Genomic DNA, 13738 nt, shown 5'->3' with positions numbered 1-13738 from the left:
TTAACCAAGCCCCGATCAAATTTTTGGTTAAATCAAAAATGAAAAGTAATAATCATTTTTTCAAGCTTCTATTCGCTTAAAAACTGGTTGAGGTGTACCCAACTGTTGTTGCTCAGATAATACGCCCCATGTTGCATGGGTAGTAAAAGGGGCAATCATTAAACTTTCTTTTTGATCGTTAAAGTTTATTCCCCAGCCTAGTTGCTGATAAATATCACTGCTGATATTGGGAATAATCGGGGAAAGGAGATAAGCTGCTAGTCTGACTGATTCAAGAACCGTGTACAGCACTGCTTCCACTTCTTCCTGCTTTCCCTGTTTATATAATGTCCAAGGAGCTTGATCATCAATAAACTTATTGCTGGCTTGTACCAGCGACAGAACAGCATGACAGGCTTCATTGAAAGCTAGTGTCTCGTAGGCTTGTTTCACCTTCTCTCCTAGACCTAAGCCAATTGCTTTTAAAGACTTTTCAGCCGGGATAGCTGACGGAGCAATTGACGGCACTTTACCAGCGCAATATTTCTTCACCATGTTTAAAGTGCGATTTAACAAATTACCTAAATCATTTGCCAAATCTGCATTTAGAACATTAATGAATCTAACTTCATTAAAATCGCCATCCTTACCAAATTCGATTTCCTTAAGGAAGTAATAACGAACTGCGTCGCTACCATAACGTTGAACTAAAGCTACAGGATCTAGGGTATTACCTAGAGTTTTCCCCATTTTTTGACCATCTTTAGTCAAAAATCCATGCCCAAAAACTCGCTCTGGTAAGGGTAAACCTGCTGATATCAGCATTGCTGGCCAGTAAACTGCATGAAAGCGCAATATATCTTTACCAATTAAGTGCAGATTGATTGGCCACCATTTTTCTAAAGCATTGGCCAAAGTTGGTTCTGTATCGGCTTCTAACAATGCTGTAACATAACCTAATAACGCATCAAACCAGACATAAAGGGTATGCTTGGAGTCAACTGGTACTGGAAAACCCCAATCGAGATTTACCCGCGAAATCGAAAAGTCTTGTAAACCTTGACTGACAAAGTTGAGAACTTCATTCCGTCTACTTGTTGGTTGAATAAAATCTGGTTTGGACTGGTAGAATTCTTCCAATTGGGTTTGGTATTTGGATAGTTTAAAAAAGTAGTTCTGCTCGTCCCGCCACTCTACTTCTTTGGTAGTATGTATGGGGCAGCGTTTGCCCTCTAGCAGTTCCCGTTCTTCTTTAAATTCTTCGCAGGATACGCAGTACCAACCTTTTTGTTGTCCTTGGTAAATATCGCCATTTTCCCAAACTCGTTGGAAGAATTCTTTGACAATTGCGTGATGGTTAGCAGCGGTAGTGCGACTAAAGCGATCATATTGGATGTTGAGAACCTGCCACAAGTTCAGGAAACTGGGTACTATTTCATCACAAAATTCTTGTGGTGCTTTTCCAGAACTAGCTGCTGAACGCTGAATTTTTTGTCCATGTTCATCTGTACCCGTAATTAACAGTACTTGATGTCCCAATAAGCGCTGAAACCTTGCCACGACATCCGCAGCCATTGTTGTGTAAGCACTGCCAATATGAGGAACATCATTTACATAGTATAGAGGTGTTGTCAGTACAAAGGTCTTTTCAGTTTTATTCACTAGATTCATGCAAAATAAAAAAACAAATTATTAAACTGTTTTCTCTGTTCGTTAAGCCTGTAAAACCACGTAATTATATAACATGGCAACTGGTTTTTTCAAACTACAATTTAATATTAGCAAAGTTCCTCGACTCACGAATTGTTTTGTCATATCTATAAATCCAGCTAATTTATTGCCTCATTAGGGATGGTTTTTGCTAACAATCATGGTGTTAGCTGTTTGTGCTAATGATTGTCATAAATTGTCTTTATAGAAACTTTACTAACCTCAACTCAGAAAATATAGTTGAATCTGTAATTTAGACATTTCTCTCTGAAGCTGCTTGAGGTTAGAGTAAATAAATGTAAAAATTGCCTCAATATTAACTTCATGGGGATTTATTTATCCTCAACAAACTTACGGAACCATTTCACCGCAAAATTGCCAGATGGCAGCATCAAGTTTGTTATTAATAAGGAAACAGAGTACAGCGTTTCCAAATACCTATTTCCAATCATCAATTACCAACCTTGAGTGAAAGTGTGAAGGGTGGTTTTGTCGCTTTCACATACTTATATCTAATCGTGAAGTCTGCACTAAATTCTGTAATCAGGATTTCAGAGTTGGCTAATTTTTGTCTGGAAAGGTTGATGATTGGTGATGTTCTCGGTTTGTTTATGTCTTTCACCATCAGCGCGAGTAAAACGGTAAAGTTAAACAAGGTGAATAAATAAAGACACACTTATTTGTAAAATGGTACACGTTGAACTTAAACCTTGTTTTCTGACACCGAAACGACTACAACCAGAGTATCCGCTGTTTGTTTATTTACCAGGTATGGATGGAACTGGTCAATTGTTGCGATCTCAAACTGCTGGATTAGAACTTGGCTTCGATGTCCGATGCTTGGCGATCCCCAGAAAAGACCTCACTACCTGGGATGTGCTAACAAACAACGTTTTAGACTTAATTCACTCAGAATTAGAAAAAAGCTGCCACCGACCAGTTTACCTCTGTGGTGAGTCATTTGGGGGTTGTTTGGCGATGAAAGTAGCAACCCAGTCACCACAGTTATTTAAGCGCATTATTTTAATTAATCCCGCTTCGGCTTTTCAACTACGTCCTTGGCTAAACTCATTATCTCAACTAACTGACTTAGTGCCATCATGGTTTTATGATGTTGGCGCATTAGGGTTGTTACCGTTTTTAGCATCTTTAGCACGGATGTCTAGTAGCGATCGCCATGAACTGCTAAAAGCTATGCGTTCAGTCCCACCAGAAACCATTAACTGGCGGTTATGGTTATTGCGAGAGTTTAATGTTGATCAGGAAAAATTGCAACGGCTAACGCAACAAGTGTTATTAATTGCTGGAGGAAGTGATCGTCTTTTACCTTCTGTCAGTGAGGTAGAACGATTGGATGATATTTTACCTAATACTAAGACAGTATTATTACCTGATAGCGGTCATGCTTGTTTGTTAGAAGAAGATGTAAATCTATATGACATTCTTCAAGCTAATGAATTTTTGGAACCTGATGTACAGATAAGTATGAAATTACAAAAGATTATTCCTAATTAAAGACAGTTAAGCTTAAATAACTTTATTAAGTTCTTCACGAACTTCTGGACGAAAAACTAAGAAATAATTGATTTTTGTCTTCTTTTCTAGGATAAGCAAACTAACAAAAGCCCTTCTCCTTGAGGAGACGCTACGCGTAGCTTGCTTCCCCGTAGGGGTACGGGCATCCAAGGAACAGCGATTGCGCTATCTCTTCTACAAACTACACCACCGCCCGATAGATACTGTACAATTAGTTATGTATTTGGCTTTTAAAATTATTCTGGAAAAAAATCAGACTTGAGAACTAAATTAGGATCAAAAGGACATTCTAGTGGAAAAACAGAGATAGATAAACCTGTTTCTGATGCTGCTAAATCTCTCGCTTTTTGATAACATTCATTAAACACTTCTAAAAAATAATTCTTTAAACTCGGACTAGCTGCGAAATCATCTTCTAAACGGTTACGATGTTCTTTAATGGTTGTACGCCAGCTATTTGTCCGTTTTTCTGGTTGATATTGCCATTTCAAAAGGTGCATCAACAAAATTCTCAAGTTACTTTTAATTGATTTCTTATCATTATTTCCCATACTTCCTATTTCAGAAATTAGATTTTCTATATCTAATTCTGCAAATCTTTTTTGTTGTAATATTTCAATTGTTGATTCTATCCAAAGATGAAAGTCTTGGTTGTAGAGAGAAGAAGATAAGCTGGTTAATATATTTTTCATGAATACCTCATTGTTATAACAAGGGTTAATTAATAGTTTATCATAAATTGGAAAATAAAGATTTTGATACCAATTATACGCTTCATCTAGTTCTTCACCAACTTCTCGACGAAAGACTAAAGCGTAATTCATTCTTTTCCTCTAATTGAAGCTTTAATTTCCTCCTATGTCATCACATTCTCTGGATTTGTTTCGTAATCAGTAATGCGTCGATCAAGTTCTCGTTTTTGCGCTGTTGTTAAATCGAGATAAGCCTGTTCTACTGCTATACTTTCCAAAATTTCTTGTACAATACGGATTCTATCTGGAATACTCAGGGCTTTTATTTCATTTACAGTTACACTGATATCCATGTTGACTGACCTAAATAGGAAGATAAGGCAATTCATATATTTTCTAGGATAAGCGATTTTCTAGCATAAGCGATCGCACAGATCAAAATACAATTTTACCATTAACGTATTGGTTGACATTGAATTTATTTATTTATTTATCCTTATATATCGCTTCTATATAAAAGTTTTATGTAGCACAATATCAATTTTTGTGTATCAGTTGTATGGTATAATAATTTACTTGTTATAAAGTTACTAGTAAGAAAGCTAAAAATCTTAATTTTAGGAGTTATTTAACATGAGCGGAACACAAGCCACCTGGAGTGCTGATGGAAGTTATCTTCCTCCAATAGATCCTCATACTAAAGCCAAGCATCTTATTATTGAACAATACATTGAAAACTTAGTGATTACACTTTATAAAAAAGGTAAGCGTGGAGTTACTACATTTACTTTTATAGATGGTTTTTGTGGTGGTGGAATGTACAATGATAAAGACAATAATAACGAGTGGGAAGGTTCTCCTGTCAGGCTCATCAAGGCTGTAAGAGAAGCACATAAAAAATCAAAACGAATTTACCCAGAACCCTTAAATATCAAGTTCATTTTTATAGATAATAAAAAAAATCATTTAAGTTGCCTAAAAACATATTCAATGCCAAAAGCAGGTTTAGGAGAATTAGTGGATGAACGACCACATCAATTTAGTCATGAGTACGGTGACAGAATAGAACAATGTGAATTCATACATGGGGAATTTGAAAATTTAGTAAATTCCTGCATTGTTGCAGTAGAATCTCGTAAAGGACATTCTTTCTTTTTACTTGATCCGTTTGGGTGGACAGATGTTTCCATGAAAACTATTAGAAAAATTAACAAGCTTAAAGGTTCGGAAATTCTTTATACCTACATGATTGGATTTATAACAAGATTCTTGAGTGAAAGATATACAAGCCAGAAAAGAGGTTTTCAAGAAATTCTTGAAGCAGATAACTATTATGAAATTGCTAATCTAGAAGATAATAGTATTGGAGAACAGTGTTATTTAAGAGACCAGACTGTGAAACTTTTTATAGAAAAAGGTCAGTCACAATATGTATTTACTTTTGCACTTATTCCTAGAGGAGATAATATTGTATTATACTATTTGCTGCATCTTTCTCAGAATTTAACAGCATTGGAAGTAATAAAGGATTGTTTTGAATTGGAGAATAATTTAGATTATCAATATCATTATGAAATATATGGATATGGCTTTAGAACATCCGATTTTTATAATCAAAATCAACTTTCACTCGAATTAAATATTACAAAAGATACCTATGAAATTTGTATTGATAAACTAGATCAAGATGTTGGGAAATTAATATTTAATAATCCTGATGGTATTTCTTATCAAGAAATTAGAGTAAGAACTATGGCTTTAAACCCAGCTAACAAGAAAATATACAATAAATACTTAAGTAAATACTTTAATGAAAAAGAAATAGAAATTTGGAGGGATGGTAAATTACTAAGTAGAAGTCAATCAGAATACAAAAAATCGGATATAATAAAAGTACCTAGAAAATATCAACTTTCTTTTTTGAATCAACCTAAGTTTTTTAAAACTGATTTGTAAAAACTCAGGTTATTATACTCTGCGATATATAGCTGGAAGTACACTATGTCCATCATCAAAGGCACTGAAAAAATTGCAAACCCTCTACAAAAAAGCGCCCTTAATAAAAAAGGGTTATGTGATTATGTAGTTAACATCGCATCAGGGTGTTTACATGGTTGTACCTTCTGTTATGTACCTTCAACTCCAGCAATTCGTACAAAACAAGCGCAATTAAGAGAACAGGGAGTAAATGATCCTCAAATGGATTGGGGACAATACCTTTTTGTTCGTGAAGAAATACCTGAGCAATTAGAAAAAAATCTAAGCCGTAAGACAACTTGGCACGAAACACCAGAAGGTAAAGGTGTAGTTCTTCTTTGTTCTGGTACAGATCCTTATCAAAACAAGCAAACTGCTAATGTTACCCGTGGTGCTGTTAAAGCTCTATTGCAAAATAACAAAAGAGTTAGAATTCTTACTCGCAGTCCTCTATGGGTAAATGACCTTGATATTCTCAAACATCCTAACATCATTGTTGGTATGAGTTTACCATACTTAAATGATGAATTAAGTCGCCAGATTGAACCTAATGCACCTTTGCCTTCTGAACGTTATAAAGCTTTAATCAAGGGTTATGAAGCTGGGTGTAGATTGTATGTTGCAGTCGCTCCTACTCCTCCCAGCATGACTTTAGATGATTTCAAAAAACATTTGTATGAAATAATGAAATTTAACCCAGAAGTCATCTTTTGGGAGCCTATTAATGCTCGTGGAACTAATGGCAAGCGAATGATAGCTGCGGGATTAGAATTTACTACTTCTATTATGACTAGAAATGCATGGGCAGAATATTTCAAACGACAGTGGAATGATATTGAAGAAGCAGCAAGAGAAGTAGGTTGTTTGGATCGTCTTCATATTTGGCCTGATCCTGAATTGAGAGGTTATGTTGATGATGCTAAATTAGATAATTGGTTGTATAGACCTACAGTAGAAAAATGGGATAATACGAAGATGTCAAAAACAAAAGTAACATCTATTAAATCAGTTCGTAAAACATCTCAAATGGCTCATACATCATAATGGAATTAATAAACTTTCTTGTAAATCACTTATCCCAAATTCTTGCATTATTTCCCATAACTAAATTAAGCTAAAATAAAAGAAATAGCAAAATCCTCGCCAGTATATGGTTACATCAACAGAACCAACAACTCAAACCTTATACGACCAAGACTATTACCTGTGGCTGAGAACAACCATCAACCAACTTCGCACAGGACAATTTTCTGCTGTTGATTTAGAGAATTTATTAGAAGAATTAGAAACTTTAGCTAGAAGTCAAAAACGAACAATTCAAAATTTATTAACTAACCTACTTGAATATCTACTAAAACTCAAATATTGGGATAGTGAAAGAGAACGTAATCAAGGACATTGGAAAGGGGAAATTAGAACATTTCGTACACAGATAAAAGATGAACTCAAAGATAGTCCTAGTTTAAAACCTTACATTTTAGAAATATTTGATGAATGTTATCAAGATGCAAGAAAAGAAGCATCAGATCGTTCTCAACTTGCCATTGACATATTTCTTCTTATACCCATTGGTTCTTTAGAACAAATTTTAGATGAAAACTGGCTTCCCGAATACAACTACAATCATCACAATAAACCCGAATAAAATACCTACTTAAATCACCTTTACTCCGGTAATGATCAAAGTAACATTAGCGACACACAAAAAGTAATATCCCCACTGCAAGTAATTAAAGAAGATTTGCTTCACGCCTTAAAAAGTGAACAGATTTTGCGCGATAATAAAAAACTGTTTGCTAATAACCAAGATTTAGTAGTAAATAATTTAGCCAATCTGCAAACTTTACAAGTTAGTGAATATTTTTGATATTTGCCACCATTGACATATTTATGAATAACAAACCCAAAATAATTGTCCTTGATGATGATCCCACCGGTTCCCAAACCGTCCACAGTTGCTTATTGCTGATGCGGTGGGATGTGGAAACCTTACGTTTGGGCTTAAAAGACGATTCACCGATTTTCTTTATTTTAACCAATACTCGTTCCCTAACCCCAGAATCAGCCGCAGCAGTCACCAGAGAAGTTTGTCAAAATCTCAAACTCGCATTAGCAGCAGAAAAAATTGCCGATTTTCTCGTAGTTAGTCGTTCTGACTCCACTTTGCGCGGCCATTATCCCATAGAAACCGATGTCATTGCTGAAGAACTCGGTTCCTTTGATGCTCATTTTCTCGTACCTGCGTTTTTTGAAGGTGGAAGAATTACCCGCGACAGCATTCATTATTTAATTATTGATGGTGTTCCCACTCCCGTACATGAAACCGAATTTGCTCGTGATTCCGTATTTAGTTACAATTACAGCTATCTTCCCAAGTACGTAGAAGAAAAAACCAAAGGACGCATCAAAGAAGATACTGTCACCAGATTTTTACTTGCAGATATCCGTGCTGGTAGTTTAGAACGCTTGCTACAACTCCATGATAATCAGTGTGGTGTAGTAGATGGAGAAAATCAAGCCGACCTCAACACCTTTGCATTCGATGTATTAACAGCCGCAAGTCAAGGAAAACGCTTTTTATTCCGTTCTGCTGCCAGCATTTTAACAGCTTTAGCTGCCCTACCCCCCCAACCTATCGCCGCCGAAAATATGGCAGAATACGTGCGTGGTGGCAAACCCGGTGCAGTGATAGTGGGTTCTCATGTCAAAAAGACAACGCAACAGTTAGAATCGCTGTTACAGGTAGAGGGGACAGTCGGAATAGAAGTGAATGTAGGACGCTTACTTGATGATGGAGTCAACGAATCTGCTAAACTGCTAACCGAGATTCTCGAAAATGTCCAAGCAGTACATAACGCTGGTAAAACACCAGTAGTTTACACTAGCCGTCAGGAATTATCTTTTAAAGATGTCAAAACCAGGTTAGATTTTGGGGCTACAGTTTCGGCTTTACTCATGGATATTGTTAAAGGTTTACCAGCTGATATCGGATTTTTAATCAGTAAGGGTGGTATTACTTCCAACGATGTTTTGAGTACAGGACTGGCTTTAACTTCAGCCCGGTTACTTGGTCAAATTTTAGCCGGTTGTTCAATGGTAATCACACCATCTGATCATCTCCAGTTTCCTAACTTGCCAGTGGTGTTATTTCCCGGTAATGTCGGTAATGCTGATGCTTTGGCTACAAGTTATCAAAGACTGACTGCAAAAAGAATGGGGTAATTAGGAAGATGGGAAGGTGGAGAGATGCTCTGACGCGGAGATAGATTTTAGAGTTTAGATGGGAGTTAATTAAATACAATCCAAAATCCCTTCGGGTATGCCTCCGGCACGCCAAGGGCGAACGCAGTCGCTCATGGGGGAAACCCCCAAGACCGCGCTGACTCACCAAAATCCAAAATCCAAAATCGAGTACCCAATCACCAATGAATTCTGATTCTACTAATTTCCCAAAAGATTTGGAATTGACAACAGAGTCAAGTTCTTCATTTTCTGATGCAGAATCCATATCCAAGCCAGCTAATGTAGAAGTAAATATTGCTGAAACTGCCGAAATAGAGGCAGATAATACTATTATCCCCAATGCAGAGTTAAATTCGGTTCTCCTTCATTTACAAACAAATTCTCATGCTGTTGATGTAGAATCTAATACTGCTCAACCAGATGTAGAATCTGATTCTCTCTTAACGGATTTGAACAGCATTGAGTTAGCATTACCAGAACAGAAAGCAAATAATTTTATCCAAGTCCAGTTAAAAACTGAGGAGGGAAGACTTTTATTAATTTTGCCAACTGAATCTCAAGTACCTGCTTCGGAACTTAGTTGGTCGCAAATGTGGGAACAAATGAAGCAGCGGCTAAATGCTGGCGATCGCTTGCGGGTAGTTAATACGCCAGTACATCTAGTGGCAAAAGATCGTTTATTAGATAGTAGACAACTACAAGAACTGGCCGAAACGTTAAGAGAAGTCCAACTTCAGCTAAAATCAGTGGCCACTAGTCGGAGGCAAACAGCGATCGCAGCTTGTACATTAGGTTATTCTGTAGAACAAACTCAGCCCCAAACATCCCTAAATTTTGATCCCCAACCTACTCCTACACCTCTAGCAGATGCTCTCTATCTAGAAATGACTGTACGATCTGGTGGAGAAATCCGTCATCCCGGCACGGTAATTATCTTCGGAGATATCAATCCCGGTGGTATCGTAGTCGCAGATGGAGATATTCTAGTCTGGGGTCGTCTACGGGGAATTGCTCACGCTGGAGCGCTGGGGAATCGTCAAAGTCTAATTATGGCTTTACAAATGGAACCAACCCAATTGCGAATCGCCGATGCTTTAGCTAGAGCGCCAGAAAAATCACTCACCCAGTTTTTTCCTGAAGTGGCACATATTACACCCGAAGGAATTCGCATTGCTAAAGCCATTGATTTTTCTCGCAGTCAGTTCAGTAAGATTAATCAATAGCTACTCAATCTTGCCCGCTGCTTCCTGCCTTCAGCCTGCTCACCAAGATCAATATTTACGCTCCCCTACTTATTTCCACACAGCCTAATCGTTCCCTTGCTATTATGACTCGCATTATTGTAATTACCTCCGGTAAAGGAGGAGTGGGTAAAACCACAGTTTCCGCAAATCTGGGTATGGCTTTGGCCAAAATAGGTCGCCAAGTTGCCTTGGTTGATGCAGATTTTGGTCTAAGAAATTTAGATTTGCTGTTAGGTCTAGAAAACCGCATCGTCTATACAGCAGTAGAAGTCTTAGCGAGAGAGTGTCGTCTAGAACAAGCTTTGGTGAAAGATAAGCGACAACCAAATCTTGTACTTTTGCCAGCTGCTCAAAATCGTACCAAAGATGCGGTGACACCTGAACAAATGAAACTGCTGGTAAATGCTCTGTCCCAAAAATACCAGTATGTAATTATCGACAGCCCCGCAGGAATTGAAATGGGCTTTAAAAATGCCATTACACCAGCTAAAGAAGCTCTGATTGTCACCACTCCAGAAATTTCCGCAGTTCGGGACGCAGACCGAGTAGTGGGGTTACTAGAAGCACAAGGAGTGAAAAAGATTCATTTAATAATTAACCGCATCCGACCGGCAATGGTCCGGGCAAATGATATGATGTCTGTGCAGGATGTTCAGGAACTTCTCGCTATTCCCCTAATCGGGGTAATCCCTGATGATGAGCGTGTTATTGTTTCTACCAACCGTGGCGAACCTTTAGTATTATCAGAAACTCCCTCTGTAGCTGCCATAGCTTTTGAGAACATTGCTCGTAGATTAGAAGGGGAAACTGTTGAATTTCTTGAGCTTGACTCCTCCAATGACAACATATTTTCCCGCTTGCGGAAACTGTTGTGGACAAAGATTGTTTAACTCATTTTCCAGTCTCCGCCTTAAACCAAGCCGCAATGATTCTTGAACTTTTAGAAAAACTGTTTGTTCGTACACCTGATACCAGTCGCACTCAAGTTAAACGCCGTCTGCAATTAGTTATAGCCCACGACCGCGCTGACTTAGATCCCCAAACCTTGGAGAAAATGCGCCAAGAAATCCTCGCTATCGTCTGTCGCTATGTAGAAATTGAGACAGATGGTTTAGAATTTTCCTTAGAAAGCAACCAACGTACAACGGCTTTGATTGCTAATTTACCTATCCGTCGGGTGAAAGAAAGTACAGATGAATTAACAGGTAGCGATACATAAAAGTAGCCATCCTAAATCATATTATGTCCAGTTGTTCGCGTAGCGTCTCGTCAGAGATATACTTATCCTTTAGATTATCCTTTAGACTGACGCTCAAGACACGGAGACGTGGAGACGGGGAGAATTTTTTTTGATAAGTGATTAGGCGGACATGATATGATTTATAATTGCTAGGGCTAAAAAGTCTGTAGGTTTGCTTGCGTCAGTTTTGCGTAGCAATGGAAAAGCCCACATGACCAAAAATTTTAAAAATTTTATTGGGTTTTTATTGGGTAACGCTGATACTGAACCTAAAAATAAAAATTTCCCATTATCACCTTTAGCAACAACGGGAATTAATATTATTAATTATTTACGAATTATCGTGACGCAACTTGTGGTTCAGCCCAAACTTGACCACCTCTTTCACCAAAAGTCACGGGTTGATCATCATCCGTGGAAACATTTACACTTTTACCATCACTAGACACTTGCACCAAAGGCCAATTTTCTTCACCTAATTCACCCGAACGGAATAAAGCATGATCAGGTTGTTTCTTACTCCAACCTAACAATATTGCTATTTTTTCATGCTCATTTTCCCCTTGAGGTGGCGCAACAGTTTGAGTATGATTTTGTTGCCGATCCCAAATTAATGCATGATCTGTAACATCAGCTGTGTTAAATATGCCTACAAATTTCCGGGCTAAAAAGCGATCGCCTTTTTCTGACCAGCTAACCGGAACTAATACTCCTATTTTCCCTTCATTATCCATTTTTTCTGCTCCGCCCCTTGATTTTAAGAGCGGATCTCTAGGCTGAGAAGTTGCAGCCATTACTCGTAAACTCTTGGTTTGCTTATCTTCTATAAACAACAAGCTAGTGACTCGGCTGTTGTACATTTCTGGGTTGACTTCTAGTTGCACCCGGCTATAAACAGCATACCTGCCATCTGGAGAAACCACAGGAATACTGCGATAGTATCGCACTCCAGAACCCCCCTTTCCACCAATAGTTTCCTGAGTCATCATAATCCATTTCCAGGGGATCGGATGTGGACTGCCCATGGGATCATCTGGTATTGCATCAGAATCATTAGGCGGACTATTTACAGGTATTTCTTTCATTAAGAAGGGCTTTGATTCTCTAATGCTAGAAGTAATATTATTTGTTGTTAATGGCTCAGTCCCCAGAGTTTCGCGTACTAAAGAATCTCCTTCACCCTGTAAAGCTTGAACCTTAGCATCTTTTAATTTTTGGATTAAATCAACTTGACTAACAGGAACTTTTGCTAAATTAGTCTTTTTAACTACTTCTAATATCTCCCTAGTAGCCACATCACTAGTTGACTGATGATTTTCTTTCCCAGCCCCAGAATCTAGTTGACCGGCTAGTAATAGCTGCCTTTCCTCACTGATAGGCTTGTTTACTAGCATAGGTTCTAATTTTGCACCCAAGAAGTCGGCTCGACCTGCTTGTAAATTAGGTTCCCTTGCAACAACCTGCTCCTGGGTTATTAAATCTGATTTTTTAAGTCCTGAATTAATTTTTGCTACCTGTGATTGTTTCGCTGAGGTAGAGTGAACAGATACCCCTATAAAGGGTGCAATTAGTATCACAACAACAACGTACTTAAGAAACGGTTGTACGCGGAACCATCCTGACAGCAAAAAGGGTTTAAGCATGAGTGGACTCTCTAGGGGGTGGGGCGGTTGCTATGTGAGGAGCAATGTCTATACAGCCAGAAAAAAGCTATGAATATATGTATAACAACAAACTACAGGCTCTAACGAGATAATCTCTTCAAATTTTGCATCACTTTACAAAAGTTTCAGTATCACCGTTCACACCTTTACAATCTTTAAACTCTGTAATTTTTCTGTACAATGCCGTAGCTGACTACTGAGATATTGATAACTTCAGTAATTACTACGTAATCATATATGTGAACAGTTTCTATAATCAGCCGAAGCCAAGTATAGATGAATCTAAAAAGAATATCAGCTGAGTCTTTGGTTTACTAAAGCTGGCGACTAAATTTAACTACACTGTTAAAACCCGCTTTATCTAAAGCTAATCAAACTTATGTTTGCTAATTTATTAAGCTGCCATAACAGCGCTGACCCGGATAAATCTAAAGATGGACTGTTACAAAAGAA

General features: G+C 37.8%; 12 protein-coding genes and 1 pseudogene. 9 read left to right on the top strand and 4 right to left on the bottom strand.

Annotated elements, in window-relative coordinates; translation table 11 throughout:
* Positions 1–60: 60 nt before the first annotated feature.
* Complete coding sequence (gene metG, locus ANA7108_RS0108070) at positions 61–1650, bottom strand: methionine--tRNA ligase (RefSeq protein WP_016950272.1); 1590 nt, start codon at positions 1648–1650, stop codon at positions 61–63.
* 726 nt (positions 1651–2376) lie between these two features.
* On the opposite strand from metG, the gene ANA7108_RS0108065 reads away from it, so the two are divergent.
* Positions 2377–3204: an alpha/beta fold hydrolase gene (locus tag ANA7108_RS0108065; protein WP_016950271.1), complete on the top strand. Its 828-nt coding sequence runs from the start codon at positions 2377–2379 to the stop codon at positions 3202–3204.
* 257 nt (positions 3205–3461) lie between these two features.
* Here the strand turns inward: ANA7108_RS0108065 and ANA7108_RS0108060 are convergent, their stop codons facing one another.
* Positions 3462–4049, bottom strand: coding sequence for a DUF29 family protein (locus ANA7108_RS0108060; protein WP_016950270.1), 588 nt, complete (start codon positions 4047–4049; stop codon positions 3462–3464).
* 32 nt (positions 4050–4081) lie between these two features.
* Complete coding sequence (locus ANA7108_RS0108055; protein ID WP_016950269.1) at positions 4082–4270, bottom strand: addiction module protein; 189 nt, start codon at positions 4268–4270, stop codon at positions 4082–4084.
* A 280-nt stretch (positions 4271–4550) separates the two neighbouring features.
* Here ANA7108_RS0108055 and tcmP point away from each other — a divergent pair, with 280 nt between their 5' ends.
* The 8 genes and pseudogenes from tcmP to minE all read left to right on the top strand — a co-directional run bounded on the left by tcmP (position 4551) and on the right by minE (position 11600).
* Positions 4551–5873, top strand: coding sequence for a three-Cys-motif partner protein TcmP (gene tcmP / locus ANA7108_RS0108050; RefSeq protein WP_016950268.1), 1323 nt, complete (start codon positions 4551–4553; stop codon positions 5871–5873).
* Between the two features lie 45 nt (positions 5874–5918).
* Entirely contained in the window at positions 5919–6938 is a 1020-nt protein-coding gene (locus ANA7108_RS0108045) for a radical SAM protein (RefSeq protein WP_016950267.1), read from the top strand.
* Between the two features lie 106 nt (positions 6939–7044).
* The gene (locus ANA7108_RS0108040; protein ID WP_016950266.1) at positions 7045–7539 is read left to right on the top strand and encodes a DUF29 domain-containing protein; all 495 of its coding nucleotides are present in this window, start codon (positions 7045–7047) and stop codon (positions 7537–7539) included.
* Positions 7540–7563: 24 nt separating this feature from the next.
* Positions 7564–7749 (top strand): annotated as a pseudogene (locus tag ANA7108_RS31370) (hypothetical protein); the annotation flags it as partial.
* A 35-nt stretch (positions 7750–7784) separates the two neighbouring features.
* Positions 7785–9116, top strand: coding sequence for a four-carbon acid sugar kinase family protein (locus ANA7108_RS0108030; RefSeq protein ID WP_016950264.1), 1332 nt, complete (start codon positions 7785–7787; stop codon positions 9114–9116).
* 203 nt (positions 9117–9319) lie between these two features.
* A complete protein-coding gene (gene minC, locus ANA7108_RS0108025; RefSeq protein ID WP_016950263.1) occupies positions 9320–10360 on the top strand; it encodes a septum site-determining protein MinC in 1041 nt (346 codons plus the stop codon).
* 104 nt (positions 10361–10464) lie between these two features.
* Positions 10465–11271 (top strand): septum site-determining protein MinD, encoded by an 807-nt coding sequence (gene minD, locus ANA7108_RS0108020; RefSeq protein ID WP_016950262.1) that lies wholly within the window; start codon positions 10465–10467, stop codon positions 11269–11271.
* A gap of 35 nt (positions 11272–11306) precedes the next feature.
* Positions 11307–11600 (top strand): cell division topological specificity factor MinE, encoded by a 294-nt coding sequence (gene minE, locus ANA7108_RS0108015; RefSeq protein ID WP_026104051.1) that lies wholly within the window; start codon positions 11307–11309, stop codon positions 11598–11600.
* Between the two features lie 359 nt (positions 11601–11959).
* Here the strand turns inward: minE and ANA7108_RS0108010 are convergent, their stop codons facing one another.
* Positions 11960–13264: a hypothetical protein gene (locus ANA7108_RS0108010; RefSeq protein ID WP_016950260.1), complete on the bottom strand. Its 1305-nt coding sequence runs from the start codon at positions 13262–13264 to the stop codon at positions 11960–11962.
* Between the last annotated feature and the right edge of the window lie 474 nt (positions 13265–13738).

The sequence above is a fragment of the Anabaena sp. PCC 7108 genome (assembly GCF_000332135.1).
Lineage (GTDB): Bacteria > Cyanobacteriota > Cyanobacteriia > Cyanobacteriales > Nostocaceae > Anabaena.
This window is presented reverse-complemented; position numbering and strand designations above follow the sequence as displayed.